Source organism: Bradyrhizobium guangdongense (assembly GCF_006483445.1).
Classification (GTDB): domain Bacteria; phylum Pseudomonadota; class Alphaproteobacteria; order Rhizobiales; family Xanthobacteraceae; genus Bradyrhizobium; species Bradyrhizobium guangdongense_A.
In genome coordinates, this window is sequence record NZ_PPPT01000105.1 from 14,955 (window position 1) to 31,909 (window position 16,955).

Below are 16,955 nucleotides of genomic sequence, written 5' to 3' on the forward strand. Positions count from 1 at the left end.
GTCTCGCCAGCATCCATCCGCTAAAAGGCGGCCCGCGCTTCACTTTGAGGACCCATTGGAATGAACATTCTTCCCGGCAATTTGCGTTTCGGGGCGGGACTACCCGTCAAGCGTTTGGAAGACCAGAGGCTGCTCACCGGGAAGGGACAGTTCATCGACGACAAGCCGGAGGAGGGCGCGCTGTGGCTGCACGTGCTGCGCTCGCCGCACGCGCATGCCAAGATCGTGTCGATCGACACCAGCGCCGCCAGCGCGATGGAGGGCGTGACCGCGATCTACACCGGCGCCGATCTAGTTAAGGACAATATCGGCGAGATCCCAACGCTCAACATCTTCAAGCGCCCCGACGGCAAGCCGATGACGGTGCCGCCGCGGCGCCTGCTCGCCCATGAGATCGTGCGCTATGCCGGCGAGTCCGTCGCGGCCGTGGTCGCGACGTCGCGCGTGCTGGCGCAGAGTGCGGCCGAGGCAATCGTGGTCGAGTACGAGGTGCTGCCTGCCGTCGTCGATCCCGTTGAGGCCGTGAAGGCCGGCGCGCCCGTCGTGTGGGGTGAGGCGCCCGACAACATCGTCGGTGCGATGTCCTATGGCGACGCCGCCAAGGTCGACGAGGCCTTTGCGAAGGCCGCGCATACCGTCGAGCTCGACATCGTCAGCCAGCGGCTCGTGCCGTCGGCGATGGAGCCCCGCTCGACCATTGCCGAGATCGAGAAGAAGACCGGCCGCCTGCTGCTGCATGTGCAATCGCAGACGCCGGCCTCGACCCGTGACGTGCTCGCCGGCGCCATCCTGAAGCGGCCGCCGGACAGCGTGCGCGTGCTGGTCGGCGACATCGGCGGCGGCTTTGGCCAGAAGACCAATCTTTATCCGGAAGACGGCATCGTCGCCTACGCCGCGACCAAGCTGAACAAGAAGATCCGCTGGCGCGGCGACCGCACCGACGAGTTCGTCGGCGGCACCCATGGCCGCGATCTCACCTCGACGGCGTCCTTCGCGCTCGACGAGAAGGGCAAGGTGCTGGCCTATCGCGTCAGGTCGATCGGCTGCACCGGTGCTTACTCCTCGGGTGCGGCGAACATCATCCCGCTGGTGCTCGGCCCCTTCGTGCAGACCGGCGTCTACGATCTGCCGCTGGTGCATTTCGAAGTGAAGACGGTCATGACCCACACCGCACCTGTGGGCGCGTATCGTGGAGCAGGTCGCCCCGAAGCCGTGTTCATCGTCGAGCGTCTCTTCGATGCCGCTGCACGCAAGATCGGCATGGATCCGCGCGCGATCCGGAAAGTGAACTACATCAAGCCGGCGCAGCTGCCTTACACCAACGCTGCCGGCCAGGTTTACGACTCCGGCGCCTTCGCTCACATGCTCGACCGCGCCACAAAGCTCGCCGACTGGGATGGCTTTGCCGCGCGTAAGCGCGCCGCCAAGAAGAAAGGCCTGCTCTATGGCCGCGGCCTGACCTCCTACATCGAATGGACCGGCGGCCGCGCGCATACCGAGAAGGTCAGCCTGCATGCGACCTCGCAGGGCCGCGTCATCCTGCATTCCGGCACAATGGCGATGGGGCAGGGCTTGCAGACCACCTACACCCAGATGATCTCGGATACGCTCGGCATTCCCATGGACAAGATCGACGTCGTGCAGGGCGATACGGATCTGGCCACCGGTTTCGGCAGCGTCGGCTCGCGCTCGCTGTTCGTTGGCGGCACGGCCGTGGCGGTCTCCTCCAACGACATGATCCAGAAGGCGCGCGAAAAGGCCTCGAACGTGCTGGAGACCTCGGTCGAGGACATCGAGTACAAGGGTGGCATGCTCACCGTCGTCGGCACCGACCGCCGCATCAGCCTGTTCGAGCTCGCCGAGAAGGAAAGCGGCGCCAAGCTCAGCGTCGATTCCGAAGGCGAGGTCGACGGTCCGAGCTGGCCGAACGGTACGCATATCTGCGAGGTCGAGATCGACCCTGAGACCGGTGTCTCCAAGGTCGTGCGCTACACCACGGTCGACGACGTCGGCGTTGCCGTGAACCCGATGCTCGTGACCGGACAGATCCATGGCGGCGTCGCGCAGGGTATCGGGCAGGCTCTGTACGAAGGCGTGTCCTACGATGCCGAAGGACAGCTCCTCACCGCGAGCTACCAGGACTATTGCATCCCGCGCGCCGACGATGTCCCGCCGATCGAGGTGACGCTCGACGACTCCGCACCGTGCCGCACCAATCCGCTCGGTGCCAAAGGCTGTGGCGAATCCGGCGCCATCGGCGGCCCGCCCTGCGTCACCAACGGCGTGATGGACGCGCTCAGCGAGCTCGGCATCACCCAGCTCAACACGCCACTGACGCCGCAGAAAATCTGGCAGGCGATCAGGGACGCGAAGGTGGACGCGTAAATCTCCGCTGTCGTCCCGGACAAGCGCGCCCCTGGCAACGCGGAGCGTTGTCCAGTAGCGCGCGCAGATCCGGGACCCATAGCCACAGGGAGTGGTTGTGGTGCGAAGGCGGTAACTCCGAGTCCCCGTAGCAACAGCCGCCTGTGGCTATGGGTCCCGGATCTGCGCTTACGCTTGTCCGGGACGACACTGAATGTGTAGGGCCGCCGTCCCCAAAACTCGCCCCCTCAAATCCCCAGCATCATCTTCGCAATAATATCCCGCTGGATCTCCGACGTGCCGCCAAAGATCGTGTAGGCGCGGCCGTTGAGATATTCTGGGATGACCGTGAGCATGTCCTCCGGAATCGCCGGCTCGTGGTTGAGCTTGTAGAGGGGGCGCATCGGCTCGACCGCGAGCGCGTCATGGCCGATGACGTCGGCGCCCAGCTTCGTCACCGCCTGGCGGATCTCGCTGTTGCGCAGCTTCAGGATTGACGACACCGCGCCCGGATTTTGCCCGGTCTGCAGCGCCGACAGCACGCGCAGCTCGGTCATCTCCAGTGCGTCGATGTCAACCTCGACCTCGGAGATGCGGGTCGAAATGTCCGGGCTGTCGATCGCGCGCCCGGTCAGATCGGACTCCGCAAGGTCCGCAATCGCCCGCAAGCCCTCGCGCAGTTTTGCCGACGCGATGCCTGATCCGCGTTCGAACTCGAGCAGGTATTTTCCATAAGTCCAGCCCTTGCCCTCGTCGCCGACACGGTTCGCCACCGGCACCCGCACGTCGTCGAAGAAGACCTGGTTGACCTCGTGGTCGCCGCCGATGGTGAGGATGGGACGCGTGGTGATGCCCGGCGTCTTCATGTCGATCAGGATGAAGCTGATGCCATCCTGCTGCCGCGGGCCGTCGCTGGTGCGCACCAGCGCGAACATGCGGTTGGCGTGGTGGGCATGCGTGGTCCAGATCTTCGTGCCGTTGATGACGTAGTCGTCACCGTCGCGCACCGCGCGCGTCTTCAGCGACGACAGGTCGGAGCCGGAGCCCGGTTCGGAATAGCCCTGGCACCAATAGTCCTCGCCCGAGAGGATGCGCGGCAGGTAAAAGTTCTTCTGCTCCGGCGAGCCGAAGCCGATGATGACGGGGCCGACCATCTTCACGCCCATCACGTTGACATTGGGCACGCCGGCGCGCGCGCATTCGGTCTCAAAGATCCAGCGTTGCGCCGGCGTCCAGTCCGGCCCGCCATGCTCGACCGGCCAGCCCGGTGCGCCCCAGCCCTGCTTGTGCAACGCGCGTTGCCAGGCCATGCCGATGTCGGGGTCGGAAAACACCGACGGCGTCAGCGCCGTGGCGCGCTTCATTTCGTCGGTGAGATTTTTGGCGATGAAGTCGCACACCTCGGCCTGGAAGGCGCGCTCTTCGTTGCTGAAGGACAGGTCCATGTTGCGCTCCTCGTTCAGGCCGAAACAGTTTTGCGACCAAGCTCGGCGTGGCGGTGATAATGATGCGCGCTGCCGCCGAACAGCGTGTCGAAGGCGACCAGCCGCTTGAAATAGGCGCCGACCTCGAGCTCTTCGGTGACGCCCATGCCACCGTGAAGCTGGATCGACTGCTCGCCGACGAAGCGCGAACATTTGCCGATCTTCGCCTTGGCGCCGGACGCTGCACGGGCGCGCTCGATCGGATCGGCATCGACCTTCAGCGCGGCGCGCAATGCCATCGAGCGCGACTCGTCGCAACTCATTGCCATATCGGCCAGCCGATGCTTGATGACTTGGTTGGCCGACAGCGGCCTGCCAAATTGCTTGCGGATCTTTGTGTATTCGAGCGTTGCGTCGAGCAGCGTCTGCATGATGCCGACAGCTTCCGCGCCGAGCGCCGCCATGGCGCGATCGACCGCCCATTCGATCGCGGGCAGGGTGTCATGGCCGTCGCCGAGTCTTGCATCTTCCGGCAGATGGACGTCGGAGAATTCGATGTTGCAGGCCCGTCCGCCGCCGAGGCGCGCGAAGTCGGAGATCACGAGGCTCGGCGTCTGCGCCGGCACCAGGAACAGGCCGATCCGCCCCGACGGTCCCTGATGATCATGGATATGCGCGGAGACGATGATCTCATCGGCGGCGTGGCCGTCGAGCACCGCGATCTTGTTGCCGGTGAGGCGCCAGCCCTGCACCGTCTTGTTGGCTGTTGTCGCGACCTTGGACAGGTCGAACCGCGCGCTGCGCTCGGAATGGGCGAAGGCGAGCTTGAGCGTGCCGTCGGCAATCCTGGGCAGGATCCCCTGCTTCTGCTGCTCGCTGCCGCATTTCTCGACCAGCCCCGCGCCGAGCACGACGGTGGCGACATAAGGCTCGGAGACGAGGCCGCGCCCAAACGCTTCCATCAGGATTCCGATGTCGACGGCGCCGCCGCCGAGCCCGTCATAGGCTTCCGGAATCGGCAGCGCGAGCCAGCCGAGCTCGGCAAACTGCTTCCAGACCGCAGGGCTGAAGCCGAGCGGATCGTTCGCCATCCGCCGGCGATGGTCGGCGTCGTAGCTCTCGGCGATGAAGCGCTCGGCGCTTTCGCGCAGCAGCCGTTGCTCGTCACTCAGATTGAGATCCATTGCGTTACTCCGCAGCCGTCGGCGGCTTGCGCACCGAGGGGTGCAGGCCTGAGGGGTCGACGACCATGCCAAATTCCTGAAGATTGTGGGCGTGGCAGAGCTGATGCAGCGCAAACGCCTGGTCGATTGCCGCCGGCTGCCCCATCAAATCGACCGAGCGGTTGACGGCCTCCTTGGTCAGCTTCAGCGCAAACGCCGGCTTTGCCGCGATCTTGCGCGCCAGCACCATGACGTATGACGACAGATCAGCGCGTGGCACGACCTGATTGACCATGCCGAGCTGATGCGCCTCCTGCGCGCTCCAGCTATCGGCCGTAAACAAAAACTCCTTGGCCTTGCGCGGACCGAGCTCCCAGGGGTGCACGAACCATTCGACGCCGCACACGCCCATGGTAACGACAGGGTCGCAGAACTGCGCGTCGTCGCTGGCGACGATGAGATCGCACGCCCAGGCCAGCATCAGCCCGCCCGCGATACACTTGCCGTGCACTTCGGCGATGGTCGGCTTGGCGAGGTTGCGCCAGCGGCGCGTGATCTGGAGATAGATCTCCTGCTCGCGCGCGAAGCGGCCATGGGCGTTGGGTTCGGCGAACCCGCCCCAATTTCCAATTGGCGGAAAATCGACGCCGGCCGCATTCTTGCCGCCCGGGCGCAGATCGTGCCCGGACGAAAAATGCGGCCCGCTGCCGGCGAGAATGATGACCTTGACCGCATCGTCCTGCACCGCCGCGTCGAAGGCGGCGTTGAGATCGTAGGTCATCTGCAGATTCTGCGCGTTGCGCGCATCGGGCCGGTTCATCACGATGCGGGTGATGGACGGCTCCGGCCTCTCCACAAGGATGGTCTCGAACGCGGTCATTGGCGTTTCCGTGTCGTTCTTATTATGGCTCCATGTGACTATGTCAGCCGGGGATAGGCAAGGGGCTTGCGTCCTTCGGCTACCCGCAACGACGGTACGAAAATCTCGACACCCGGGCGGCGCAATCTGATATTGAGGCCCCGAGATTCCACCGGGAGAAATTTCATGCGCAAGTTCCTGACGGTGCTGGCGGCACTCGCGTCGCTGAGCCTGACCAATTGCGGCTACAACGCCATCCAGAGCCAGGATGAGCAGATCAAGGCCAACTGGTCCGAGGTCGTGAACCAGTATCAGCGCCGCGCGGATCTCGTGCCCAACCTGGTCAATTCGGTGAAGGGCTTTGCGCAGCAGGAAAAGGACGTGCTGCTGGGCGTCACCAATGCACGCGCCAAGGTCGGCAGCATCCAGGCGACGCCGGAGGTTTTGAACGATCCGGCCGCGTTCCAGAAGTTCCAGGCCGCCCAGGGCGAGCTCTCCAGCGCGTTGTCGCGGCTCCTGGTCGTCACCGAAAACTATCCGCAGCTCAAATCGGACACGCTGTTCAAGGACCTGATGTCGCAGCTCGAGGGCACCGAAAACCGCATCACCGTGGCGCGCAACCGCTACATCAAGTCGGTGCAGGAGTATAACACGACGGTGCGCTCGTTCCCGAGCAACCTCACCGCGATGATGTTCGGCTACAAGGACAAGCCCAACTTCTCGGTGGAGAACGAGAAGGAGATATCGACCGCGCCGAAGGTCGATTTCAACCCGGCGCCGTCGAAGTAGCGCCGTCGGCCGACGATGCGCGCCGCAAAGGCCTTCTTGCTCGTCTTGTTCCTCGGCTGGGCGTTTGCCGCAACGGCCGACGTCGCCGTCCCTCCGCTTACGGGACGTGTCGTCGACCAGACCGGCACGCTGTCGAGCGGCGACATCGCCGCGTTGTCGCAAAAGCTCCGCGACTTCGAGACGCGCAAGGGCAGCCAGATTGCGGTGCTGATCGTGCCGACGACGCAGCCCGAGACGATCGAGCAGTTCTCGATCCGCGTCGCGGACGCCTGGAAGATCGGCCGCAAGAAGGTCGACGACGGCGCAATCCTGATCGTCGCCAAGAACGACCGCCATCTGCGCATCGAGGTCGGCTACGGTCTCGAAGGCGCGCTGACGGACGTGACGTCGCGGCGCATCATCGACGAGGACATCACGCCGAAATTCAGGAGCGGCGACTTTGCCGGCGGGATCATCGCCGGCGTCGACCGCATGGTCCGCGTGATCGACGGCGAGCCGCTGCCTGCACCCGCGCGCAACACGAACTTCGGCAGTTCCGATGATTTCGATGCGTTCGGGCCGCTCTTTGCCGTGACGATGTTCGGCTCGCTGGGGATTGGGGGGTTCTTCCGTGCCGTGCTGGGGCGGCTGCTAGGATCGCTGGTGGCCGGCGGGATCATTGCGGTCATCGCGTGGTTCTTCGTCAGCTCTGTCCCGATTTCCATCATCGCCGGCGTCATCGGTTTCATCATCGGATTCATGGCGGACCTGCTGGGGGGCGCCGGGCCCGGCACGCGATCGTCGCGCGGCGGCTCCTGGTCGAGCGGGTCTTCGTCGGGAGGCTGGAGCAGCGGATCGTCATCGAGCAGCAGCGGCGGCTTCAGCGGCGGGGGTGGCAGTTTCGGTGGCGGCGGCGCCTCGGGGAGCTGGTAGCGGTCATGAGCATCAAGCGCATTGCCAGACATCTGGTGCATCACAATTGGCGGGCCAAGCAGATTTTTACGCCAAAAGTGCTCGACCGGATCGAGCAGGCGACCAGGCAGAGCGAGACCACGCATTCCGGCCAGGTCCGCTTCGTGGTGGAAGGCGCGCTCGACGGCAAGCCGCTGTTCCGTAATCAGCCGGCGCGCGAGCGCGCAATCGATGTCTTCTCGCATTTGCGGATCTGGGACACCGCGCATAACAACGGCGTCCTGATCTATCTGTTGCTCGCCGACCGCGACGTCGAGATCGTCGCCGACCGTGGCATCAACGCCAAGGTGGGTGCCGAGGGCTGGGAAAAAATCTGCCGCGCGATGGAGGCGGAATTCCGCGCCGGCGAGTTCGAGCGCGGCGTGCTCGCCGGCATCGACGCCGTGTCGCGCGAGCTGGCAAAACATTTTCCGCCGGGCGGCCCGCATTCCAACGAGCTGCCGGATGCACCGGTGGTGATGTGAGGGATCGCCGACGCTCGCTCGCGGTTACCCGGCGGGACGGTTAGCGCCCTGTTAACCGCGCAATTTTGTCAGGCAAACAACGGCTTCCCCGATTTGGGGCGATGCCGCGGGGCAGCATTCGCAACATTTCGTTTCATGCCGCCACGCCGGTTCCACGATCCCGGCTCAATTCGGCCTCGGATCAGTTCCTAAAATTTCGGTAAGCGAGTGCCGAAGTAAGGAATTCGCAAGCAATGAAAGTTACCAAAAGGTCAATCCTGACTGGAGTATTTGAGCCGTGAGCGAACCAATGTCCGACCAGGCCGGCGCAGAAGCCGCCGCCCAGGCTGCATCGCCGGAAGCCGCCATCGACGCCCCGTCGATTGCCCCCGATCATGAGGCGCCACCCAAGCCTGATCCGGTCAAGGCCGAAGCGCCCAGGATTGAGCCTCCCAAAATCGAACCGCCGAAGCTCGAGGTGGAGCCCAAGGCTGCCGACAAGGTCGAGCCGAAACTCGGCAAGCTGATCGTGATGCCGGCCGCCGACCGCGCCTGGGATCGCGAGGATTTTGCTCCGCAGATGAAGGCGGAGGAGAAGGCGACGGGCACGCGCCGGCTCTCCGCGATGGCGGCGGTGGTTGCGCTGGCGGCCGTCGTTGGCGCCATCAGCGGGGCGATGGCGACAGTCGGTGTCATGCATTTTGCCTCGAACCAGCCTCAGGTCGCGGCCGTCGACACCAGCGCGCTCGAGACCTCGGTCGCGCGGATCGATGCCGACGTCGTCGCGCTCAAGGCCAATCTCGATCACACCTCCAAGACGGGAGTGGGCCAGTTCAACAAGACCAATGACCGGCTCGACAAGCTCGAGAAGGCGCAAGCCGAGCCGATGGCGAAGCTCGCCAAATTGTCTGACAGCGTCGACAAGCTCCGCGCCGCGCAGGCTGCCGCGCCAGCGCAGACCACTGCCTCGAAGGAGGTCACCGGTTCGATCGCGCCGGCGCAGGTCGCCGCTGCAGCACCGGCACCCGCCGCTGCTCCTGCGCAGGTCGCCGCAGCCGCGCCGGCCGCTGCTCCGCCGAAAGTCGAGGTCGGCCGGTTACCGACGGTCGAGGGTTGGCGGTTGCGTGACGTCGCCAATGGCGGCGCGCTGATCGAGGGCCGCTCGGGACTCTATGAAGTCTACGCCGGCGATCCCATTCCGGGCCTTGGCCGGGTCGATGCGATCCGCCGCCAGGACGGCCGCTGGGTGGTCGTCACCCCCAAGGGTCTGATCGTCGCGCGTTAGCTCGCAGCCGATCTCAGGAAATTCAAAGGGCGCTTCACCGTGATGTGAAGCGCCCTTTTTGCTTGAATAGCCCAGTCGTCGCGGTGTTAGTGGAGGCATGAGCCACGGCCGTGCCTTGCGAATTCTCGTCACTCTCGTCGCGCTATGCAGCGGCACGCTGTCGCTGTCGGCGGCGGAGGATACCACGCTGGAACGCGGCACCGCGATCACCGATCCTGATCTGTTGCGCAAGCTCGAGCAGAACGATGTGCTGACGATCTCGCGGCTGTTGTGGCGGGAACGCAATGCGAATTTCCCGCTGACGACGGACATGCTGTTTGGTTGGCTCAGGCAGCTCGCGCAGATCCGTCCCGCCATCGACGCCGAGTTCGAGCGCTACATCGCACGGTACAAGCAAAGCGCGCCGAACGAAACCATCGGCGTCGGCGAGGGCTTTGACGTTCAACTGTTCGATCGCGCCATGCTCAACTCCAAGCAGACACGTTTCGTGCTCGCGGGCATCGTCAACCGCATGGACCGTGCCTATGTGTCGGAAGAGTCCTGCGGCGAGATCCGCCTGATCTATCGCCTCACCCGGTTCGAGGCGCCCTGGGATGGCAAGGCAGCGACACGCCTGCCGATGACGCTCAATCTCGTGCTGAAGGCACGGGACCCCCGGCAAGAAGGGCGTAAGTTCAAGGAGGTGACCTGCGCGGAGATCGCGCGCCGCTGGCTCTCTAATGGCGATTGGCTAGAGTTGGTCGATGGCCTGCCGTTTCCCGAGGACGCGCTGATCGATCGGATCGAGACCAACACGCAAGTTGCTGTCATCCCGAAATCGGCGTCGCATGATTTCCGCACCGACTATCTCCTGAAAGTGTTCAAGTACAACACGGACACCAGGGCTTTCGAGGAATCGACACTCGAGAACCAGATCGACCGCACGCGGCTGCTCGCGGACGAGGGCCTGCGGCGCGACTTCAAGGCGTGGCTGCTAGACCCCGAGCATCTGCGCGACTTCGATCGCGGCACGGTGCTGATTCCGGAAAAATTCCTCGCCAAGGGCGCCGTGGTGTCGACGCCGGGCGGTCTTGATCCCTCCGGCCTGCAGCCTGAATTCGGGTTGATGCAGGGGGAAGGCGAGAAGGATCCCGCATTCCCCGAGAACGACGTGGTGGGTGCGCTCAAGAAGGCCGCCGAACGCGGTATCGGCTTGCAAAACATCCGATCCGTGGCGGGCTTCCAACGCCGACTCAACGACATCACCTGCGCCGGTTGCCACCAGACTCGCGGCATCGGCGGCTTCCATTTCCCCGGCGTCGACTGGACCGTGGAGAAGCCGTCCAACTCCACCATCGTGCCGGCCTCGCCGCACTTTTTCGGCGACCAGATCCGCCGCCGCGACATTCTGGTGGCCTTCCGCGACGGCAAAAAACCCGATTTCTCGCGCGGATTTGCCAGCCGGCCGCAACTGCGCGGCAGCACCGAGCTTGCGGGAACCGAGTATCAGGACGGCTGGGGCGCCCATTGTTCCCTGCCAGGCGCGGGATCATCCGCCGCCGACAAGAGTTTTACGTCATGGACCTGTGCGAAAGGCCTGACCTGCCAGGCGGCGGGCAGTTCGTCCCGCATCGGAATGTGTTTCGTGAAGACGCGGTAGCGCATGGTCCATCGGGTCATGCTCGCACAGCATGGCCGACCAACCGATTGGTGACCGATGACCGATACCAGCGAAGCCAACAAGGAGCGCAATCGCCAGATCGCGCAGAATGAGGAAGCGAGGCAGATCACCGGCAGCATCCGCGTCAGCACCTGGGCGGTGGTCGTCGCCGTGATGATCGGCGCGATCCTGTTCACCCTCGGCTGGATCGCGACGCGGTAGTCACTTCGCGTAGTTCGTCATCCGCTTGCCGGGCAGGAGATCGTAGGCCGATTTCCATCCGGGGAGCTCTGCCATGCGGCCCAGCCAAGCATGGATTGCGGGATGGCTTTGCGCAAACTCGTAGCCATGCTCGTCGCTCGGATAATGCAGATAGGCCATCATCGAGATGTCGGCGATGGTCGGCTTCTTGCCGATCGCAAACGCATTGTGTTGAAGGTGCTGCTCCAGAATGCCGAGAAAATCGTCGAGCCGGCGGCGAAAGTGCTTCAGCACCTGCGGATCGCCGTTTTGCGTGAACGACCTCATGAAGCGATAGGTCGCCATGTAACCGGTGAGCTTGTGGTTGTCCCAGAACAGCCAGCGCAGCAGTTCGAATTTTTCGTCCGCGGTCTCGCCGCCGAAGCGGCCATATTGTTCGGCAAGGGCGAGCAGGATCGGCGCGGTCTGCGTCTTCCTGACGCCGTCTACTTCCAGCACCGGGATCTCGCCCATCTCGTTCACGGTCTTGCGCCATTCGGCCGTGCGGGTGACGCCGCCGGCAAAATCGGTCCACACGCCCTCAAAACGCTCGCCGCACAGCGTGAGCATCAGCGCGAGCTTGTAGCTGTTGCCGGATTCCGGGAAGTAATGCAGGCGGTAGGCGGGCATGGGACCTCAGGCGACGCGGGCTTTCAGCCCTGATTATAGCGGAGATCGTCCCGCATCGTCATTGCGAGCGCAGCGAAGCAATCCAGATATGCATCAGAGCGCTGATCCGGGACGACGGCGTCACGCCACCGCGCCGGCCGCCCGCAGCTTTTTGATCGTCGCCTCGTCGTAGCCCGCCTGACGTAAAATCTCGTCGCTGTGCTCGCCAACCGCTGGCGGTTTGCGCGGCTGCACCTTCTTGGCGCCGTCGATCCAGATCGGGCTGTTGATCGTGAGCATGGTGTCGTTCTCGAACGGCACCAGCACCTCATTGTCGAGCATCTGCTGGTCGGTCGGCAGATCGTCGAGGATGCCGACGACGCCGAACACCAGACCGTTGCCGTCGAGGATTTTTCGCCATTCGGCGAGATCCTTCGTCGCGAACGTCTCGTCGAGAATCCTGATCAGCTCGACCGAACGGGCGTGGCGGTCGGCCTTGGTGGCAAAGCGGGGATCGTCGATCAGATCCTCACGCCCGAGGCAGCGGGCCAGCGTCGGCCACTGCCGCTCCTCGTTGAGCAGCGACAGGATCAGCCAGCGCTCGTCCTTGCATTGATAGTGGTTGGCCACGGCATTGAGCGCGCGCTCGCGCGGCCGCCGCTCCCCGAATTTGGCGCCGCAGAGCTTTGCCTGCGCCAGCACACTCGCGGCCCACACGCCGTTCGCCATCAGATTGGAGGCGACATGCGAGCCCTTGCCGGTCTTCTCGCGTTGATAGAGCGCGGTAACGATCGCGCCGTAGAATGCCATGGCGCAGGGGTGATCGCCCATGCCGGCGACGGAGCGGGCGGGCGTGGTGTGGATGTCGGCGCGCACGAGGTCCATCAGGCCGGAGCGCGCCCAATAGGCGTTGCTGTCGAAGCCGGGTTTGTTGGCCTCCTCGCCCTTCTCGCCATAGCCGGTGAAGGAGGCGTAGATCAGCCGCGCGTTGAGATGGGCGAGATGCTCATGGGTGATGCCGAGCTTGGCGCGCACCTGCGGCGGCATGTTGGTGATGAAGACGTCGGTCTCCGCCACCAGCTTGTAGAGCACGGCCTGCGCCTCGGGTTTTGTGAGGTCGAGCGCGAGGCTCTTCTTGTTGCGGGCTTCCAGCAGCCAGGCAAAATTGTGCTCGCTCGCGGGATAGCCGGGCAGGTTGGGCAGATTGCGGTAGGGATCGCCCATGCCGGGCGGCTCGATCTTGATGACGTCGGCGCCGAAATCCGACAGCACGGTCGCGGCAGCAGGGGCAGCGATGAAGCTCGCACAGTCCAGCACCTTCAACCCTGCAAAAATGCCCTTTTCCATCGCGGCGTCGCTCCCTCGCGCTTGTCGTTTCCCGCGCGCTGGAAATTGCCGCGGGCAGGTCATGGGAGCATTAGACCGATGTTTGACCGGGATGCAACGTTCCTTCCGCGCTTCACTCATCTCCTGCAAGCAGAGCCGCATTCCCGCCCGCGGCGGCGGTGTTGATCGTCACGGTCTGCTCGGTGGCAAAGCGCGCGAGATAATGCGGGCCGCCGGCCTTGGGACCGGTTCCGGACAGGCCGTTGCCGCCGAACGGCTGCACGCCGACGACCGCGCCGATCATGTTGCGGTTGACGTAGACATTGCCGACCGACAGCCGCGCGATGATCGCCTCGATGGTGTCGTCGATGCGCGAATGAATGCCGAGCGTGAGCCCAAAGCCGCTGCGTTCGATCGCTTGCAGCACGCGCTCGAGGTGCTCGGCGCGATAGCGCACGACATGCAGGATCGGACCGAACACCTCCTCGGCGAGCTGGCCGGCGTCTGCGAGTTCGAAAATGTGCGGCGCGACGAAGCATCCTTCCGGCGCGGTTCCGGCAAAATGCGGCCGCGCCTGTTTGGTCATGCGCGCGATATGGGCGTCGAGGCGTTGCTTGGCCTCCGCGTCGATCACCGGCCCGATGTGAGTGGCGATGTCGTTGGGATCGCCGATCCTGAGTTCGCGCGCGGCGCCGGCGATCATTTCGATCATGCGGTCGGCGACGTCCTCCTGCACGAACAGGAGCCGCAGCGCCGAGCAGCGCTGGCCGGCGGAACGAAACGCAGACGTGACGACGTCGTCAGCGACCTGCTCGGGCAGCGCCGTCGCATCCGCGATCATGGCATTGATGCCGCCGGTCTCGGCGATCAGCGGCACGATCGGTCCGTCCTTTGCTGCGAGCGTCCGGTTGATCGCGCGCGCGACCTCGGTCGAGCCGGTGAAGACGACGCCGGCGATGTCGGGATGCGCGGTCAGGGCGGCGCCGATACGGCCGTCGCCGATGACGAGATGCAGCGCGCCGGCTGGAATACCCGCTTCGTGCAGTAGGCGGACCGCATCAATTGCGATTCGCTGCGTCTGCTCGGCCGGCTTCGCCACAACGGCATTGCCGGCCATCAACGCCGCCGAGACCTGACCGAGGAAGATCGCCAGCGGAAAATTCCAGGGCGAGATCGCGACGAACACGCCGCGGCCGCGCAAGCCGAGCGCGTTGCTCTCGCCGGTCGGGCCCGGCATCGCCTCGTCGGCGCCGAACAGCTTTCGGCCCTGCGCGGCGTAGTAGCGGCAGAAGTCGACGGCCTCGCGGACCTCGGACAGCGCGTCGTCGAGCGTCTTGCCGCCCTCGCGCTGCAGCAGCACCATGAAATGCGCCTTGCGCTGTTCGAGGAGAAAGCCAGCCTGCTCCAGCGCAGCCGCGCGGACCGCCGCCGGCGTCCGGCTCCATGACGCGAACCCGGCGCGAGCGGCAGCGATCGCGGCACTGGCCTGCTCCGGCGTGGCGTCCTTGACCGGTTTGAGATCGGTCTTTTCGCCGGCGATGTCGGCAAGCAGGCGATCGAGCGCGGCACGTTCACCGAATTCGACGCCTTGCGAGTTCTTGCGGGCTGGCGCGAAGAGATCGCGCGGCAATGGAATCTTGGGATGGCTTGCCTGCTGCGGCTTGGTCACCGCATCGGCCGGGCGCATCAGCAGCGTCGCCACCGGCACGCGATAGTCGGAGGCCTGCGCCACGAAAGAAGAATTGGCGCCGTTCTCCAGCAGGCGCCGCACCAGATAGGCGAGGAGGTCGCGATGGCTGCCGACCGGCGCATAGGTGCGATAGGCGATGCCGGCATGGTCCTGCGCCAGCCGCTCGTAGAGCGCTTCGCCCATGCCGTGCAGGCGCTGGAACTCGTAGCTGCCGTCGTTGCCGGCAAGCTCCAGCACGGTTGCGACCGTCAGCGCGTTGTGGGTCGCAAATTGCGGAAAGAGGCGCGGACGGAGCGCCAGCAGTTTTCGCGCGCAGGCGATGTAGTTGAGATCGGTCATCGCCTTGCGCGTGAAGACCGGATAGCCGTCGAGCCCGCGCTCCTGCGCGCGCTTGATCTCGGTGTCCCAATAGGCGCCCTTGACCAGCCGCACCATCAACTTGCGGTCATGCGCGCGGGCAAGGCCGTCGATGTAGTCGATCACATCGCCGGCGCGCTTCTGGTAGGCCTGGATCGCAAGCCCAAAGCCGTCCCAGCCGGCGAGCGCGGGATCGGCCAGCGTTGCCGCGACCACGTCGAGCGAGAGTTCGAGGCGGTCGGCTTCCTCGGCGTCGACCGTGAAGTTCAGGTCATGCGCCTTGGCGCGCTTGGCGAGATCGAGCAGATCAGGCACCAGCTCCCGCATCACGCGTTCGCGGCTGATCGCCTCGAAGCGCGGATGCAGTGCCGAGAGCTTGACCGAGATGCCGGGCCGGTCGGGCAGGGGGCGATCGCCGGCGGCCTTGCCGATCGTCTCGATCGCGCTGGCGTAAGCGTCAAAGTAGCGCTTGGCGTCGGATGCCGTGCGCGCACCCTCGCCGAGCATGTCGAAGGAATAGCGGGGCTTAAGGCCCGAGCGCGGCCGCGCGCGCTCCAGCGCCTGCTCGATGGTCTCGCCGAGCACGAAGTGATTGCCCATCAGCCGCATCGCCTGGCGGGTGGCGGCGCGTACCGCGGGCGCACCGAGCCGCTTCACCAGCCGGCCAATCGTGCCGTCAGGCGTCTCGCCGGGCTGGATCACGCGCGCCGACAGGCCGAGTGCCCAGGCCGAGGCATTGACCAGGAAGGCGCTGGACTTGGTCTCGTGGTGGACGAAGTCGCCTTCGCCGAGCTTGTCTTCGATGAACTGGTCGGCGGTGCGGGCGTCGGGCACGCGGAGCAGGGCCTCCGCGAGCACCATCAGCGCCAGCCCTTCCTTGGTCGAGAGCGCGAACTCGCGAAGCATGTCCTCGACGCCCCCGAGGCGGTCGTCGCGGGTCCTGATCGCCTCGATCAGCCGCGTGGCCGTTCGGTCGATCCGGGCATCCTGTGGCGGGGAGAGGTGGGCCGTTCGCAGCAGTGCGACGGCGATCTCGGCATCATCAGGCGCGTAAGGCGCGCTGAAGGGTGGCAAGGAAGGGGCGTTCGGCATGGCGTGTCCTGTGACGGAGTCGAACGTAAATCCCGCACGGCCGTAGTTCGATAGACAAAATAGCAATTTTGCCTTAGAAAATGAAGCCAGGGCGATATTTGACCGCAGATATTATGGATATTGATCGCATAGACCGCAAAATCCTCTCGATTCTTCAAGAGGATGGACGCATTGCGAATGTCGACTTGGCAGAGCGTATTGGCCTGTCCCCGACCTCGGTCGGCGAACGGCTGAAGCGGCTGCAGCGCGAGGGTTTTGTCGAAGGCTACGGCGCCCGGCTCAATCCGCAGCGGCTGGGCTTAGGGCTTCTGGTGTTTGTCGAAGTGCTGCTCGACAAGACCACGCCCGACAATTTCGAGCGGTTCGCGCGCGCGGTGAAACTGGCGCCCGAGGTTCTGGAGTGTCACATGGTTGCCGGCGGCTTCGACTATCTGGTGAAGGCGCGGCTGTCGGACATGACGGCCTATCGGCGCTTTCTCGGCGAGCGGCTGCTGTCGATGCCGGGCGTGCGCGAGACGCGCACCTATGCTGTGATGGAGGAGATCAAGCGCGACGCACCCTTGCCTGTCGGCTAAAACGTGCTGCCGCGATTGTCTTATGCATGGTAACGACCAGATGTTCTGAGCACGCAAAAAACCACGTGCGCGCAATCGCAAGCCCTGTCGAATGCACCCAATCGTCTAAAATTTTTTTGGCCCAACTCCCGGATGGGATCCGGGAGCGG

Annotated in this window: 14 protein-coding genes; 8 read left to right on the plus strand and 6 right to left on the minus strand. The window is 64.8% G+C overall.

The features are described 5' to 3' along the window. The first annotated feature begins 60 nt into the window (after positions 1–60). Positions 61–2,385 carry a xanthine dehydrogenase family protein molybdopterin-binding subunit gene (locus C2U70_RS15380; protein WP_140979215.1) on the plus strand — a complete coding sequence of 775 codons (2,325 nt, stop codon included), beginning with the start codon at positions 61–63 and terminating at the stop codon, positions 2,383–2,385. A gap of 227 nt (positions 2,386–2,612) precedes the next feature. Here the strand turns inward: C2U70_RS15380 and C2U70_RS15385 are convergent, their stop codons facing one another. From C2U70_RS15385 to C2U70_RS15395, 3 genes are read right to left on the minus strand one after another with little or no spacing between them, the layout of a single operon-like run. Beyond that, positions 2,613–3,809: an acyl-CoA dehydrogenase family protein gene (locus C2U70_RS15385; protein WP_140979217.1), complete on the minus strand. Its 1,197-nt coding sequence runs from the start codon at positions 3,807–3,809 to the stop codon at positions 2,613–2,615. Between the two features lie 14 nt (positions 3,810–3,823). After that, positions 3,824–4,972, minus strand: a complete 1,149-nt coding sequence (locus C2U70_RS15390; protein ID WP_140979218.1) for an acyl-CoA dehydrogenase family protein — start codon at positions 4,970–4,972, stop codon at positions 3,824–3,826. Positions 4,973–4,976: 4 nt separating this feature from the next. Further along, positions 4,977–5,831, minus strand: a complete 855-nt coding sequence (locus tag C2U70_RS15395; RefSeq protein ID WP_140979220.1) for an enoyl-CoA hydratase — start codon at positions 5,829–5,831, stop codon at positions 4,977–4,979. A gap of 165 nt (positions 5,832–5,996) precedes the next feature. On the opposite strand from C2U70_RS15395, the gene C2U70_RS15400 reads away from it, so the two are divergent. From C2U70_RS15400 to C2U70_RS33025, 6 genes are all read left to right on the plus strand, one after another. Then, positions 5,997–6,599 carry a LemA family protein gene (locus tag C2U70_RS15400; protein ID WP_140979221.1) on the plus strand — a complete coding sequence of 201 codons (603 nt, stop codon included), beginning with the start codon at positions 5,997–5,999 and terminating at the stop codon, positions 6,597–6,599. Between the two features lie 15 nt (positions 6,600–6,614). Beyond that, on the plus strand, positions 6,615–7,511 hold the full coding sequence (locus C2U70_RS15405) for a TPM domain-containing protein (protein WP_140979223.1): 897 nt from the start codon (positions 6,615–6,617) through the stop codon (positions 7,509–7,511). A gap of 5 nt (positions 7,512–7,516) precedes the next feature. Beyond that, complete coding sequence (locus tag C2U70_RS15410) at positions 7,517–8,014, plus strand: TPM domain-containing protein (protein ID WP_140979225.1); 498 nt, start codon at positions 7,517–7,519, stop codon at positions 8,012–8,014. Between the two features lie 289 nt (positions 8,015–8,303). Then, positions 8,304–9,278, plus strand: coding sequence for a hypothetical protein (locus C2U70_RS15415; protein ID WP_140979251.1), 975 nt, complete (start codon positions 8,304–8,306; stop codon positions 9,276–9,278). A gap of 97 nt (positions 9,279–9,375) precedes the next feature. Beyond that, the gene (locus C2U70_RS15420; protein ID WP_140979227.1) at positions 9,376–10,917 is read left to right on the plus strand and encodes a hypothetical protein; all 1,542 of its coding nucleotides are present in this window, start codon (positions 9,376–9,378) and stop codon (positions 10,915–10,917) included. Between the two features lie 57 nt (positions 10,918–10,974). Next, the gene (locus tag C2U70_RS33025; protein ID WP_186294281.1) at positions 10,975–11,139 is read left to right on the plus strand and encodes a hypothetical protein; all 165 of its coding nucleotides are present in this window, start codon (positions 10,975–10,977) and stop codon (positions 11,137–11,139) included. On the opposite strand, the gene C2U70_RS15425 is transcribed toward C2U70_RS33025, so the two are convergent. From C2U70_RS15425 to putA, 3 genes are all read right to left on the minus strand, one after another. Further along, positions 11,140–11,787: a glutathione S-transferase family protein gene (locus C2U70_RS15425; protein ID WP_140979228.1), complete on the minus strand. Its 648-nt coding sequence runs from the start codon at positions 11,785–11,787 to the stop codon at positions 11,140–11,142. A 120-nt stretch (positions 11,788–11,907) separates the two neighbouring features. Then, positions 11,908–13,113, minus strand: a complete 1,206-nt coding sequence (locus C2U70_RS15430; protein WP_140979230.1) for a CaiB/BaiF CoA transferase family protein — start codon at positions 13,111–13,113, stop codon at positions 11,908–11,910. Between the two features lie 112 nt (positions 13,114–13,225). After that, positions 13,226–16,231 (minus strand): bifunctional proline dehydrogenase/L-glutamate gamma-semialdehyde dehydrogenase PutA, encoded by a 3,006-nt coding sequence (gene putA, locus C2U70_RS15435; RefSeq protein ID WP_140979232.1) that lies wholly within the window; start codon positions 16,229–16,231, stop codon positions 13,226–13,228. 113 nt (positions 16,232–16,344) lie between these two features. Here putA and C2U70_RS15440 point away from each other — a divergent pair, with 113 nt between their 5' ends. Further along, entirely contained in the window at positions 16,345–16,806 is a 462-nt protein-coding gene (locus tag C2U70_RS15440) for an Lrp/AsnC ligand binding domain-containing protein (protein WP_140979253.1), read from the plus strand. The last annotated feature ends 149 nt before the right edge of the window (positions 16,807–16,955 follow it).

What these genes read in the sequence shown, in the direction of transcription:
- C2U70_RS15380 (WP_140979215.1), top strand. Translation starts at nt 61, where the DNA reads ATGAACATTCTTCCCGGCAATTTGCGTTTCGGGGCGGGACTACCCGTC.
- C2U70_RS15385 (WP_140979217.1), bottom strand. Translation starts at nt 3,809, where the DNA reads ATGGACCTGTCCTTCAGCAACGAAGAGCGCGCCTTCCAGGCCGAGGTG.
- C2U70_RS15390 (WP_140979218.1), bottom strand. Translation starts at nt 4,972, where the DNA reads ATGGATCTCAATCTGAGTGACGAGCAACGGCTGCTGCGCGAAAGCGCC.
- C2U70_RS15395 (WP_140979220.1), bottom strand. Translation starts at nt 5,831, where the DNA reads ATGACCGCGTTCGAGACCATCCTTGTGGAGAGGCCGGAGCCGTCCATC.
- C2U70_RS15400 (WP_140979221.1), top strand. Translation starts at nt 5,997, where the DNA reads ATGCGCAAGTTCCTGACGGTGCTGGCGGCACTCGCGTCGCTGAGCCTG.
- C2U70_RS15405 (WP_140979223.1), top strand. Translation starts at nt 6,615, where the DNA reads ATGCGCGCCGCAAAGGCCTTCTTGCTCGTCTTGTTCCTCGGCTGGGCG.
- C2U70_RS15410 (WP_140979225.1), top strand. Translation starts at nt 7,517, where the DNA reads ATGAGCATCAAGCGCATTGCCAGACATCTGGTGCATCACAATTGGCGG.
- C2U70_RS15415 (WP_140979251.1), top strand. Translation starts at nt 8,304, where the DNA reads ATGTCCGACCAGGCCGGCGCAGAAGCCGCCGCCCAGGCTGCATCGCCG.
- C2U70_RS15420 (WP_140979227.1), top strand. Translation starts at nt 9,376, where the DNA reads ATGAGCCACGGCCGTGCCTTGCGAATTCTCGTCACTCTCGTCGCGCTA.
- C2U70_RS33025 (WP_186294281.1), top strand. Translation starts at nt 10,975, where the DNA reads ATGACCGATACCAGCGAAGCCAACAAGGAGCGCAATCGCCAGATCGCG.
- C2U70_RS15425 (WP_140979228.1), bottom strand. Translation starts at nt 11,787, where the DNA reads ATGCCCGCCTACCGCCTGCATTACTTCCCGGAATCCGGCAACAGCTAC.
- C2U70_RS15430 (WP_140979230.1), bottom strand. Translation starts at nt 13,113, where the DNA reads ATGGAAAAGGGCATTTTTGCAGGGTTGAAGGTGCTGGACTGTGCGAGC.
- putA (WP_140979232.1), bottom strand. Translation starts at nt 16,231, where the DNA reads ATGCCGAACGCCCCTTCCTTGCCACCCTTCAGCGCGCCTTACGCGCCT.
- C2U70_RS15440 (WP_140979253.1), top strand. Translation starts at nt 16,345, where the DNA reads ATGGATATTGATCGCATAGACCGCAAAATCCTCTCGATTCTTCAAGAG.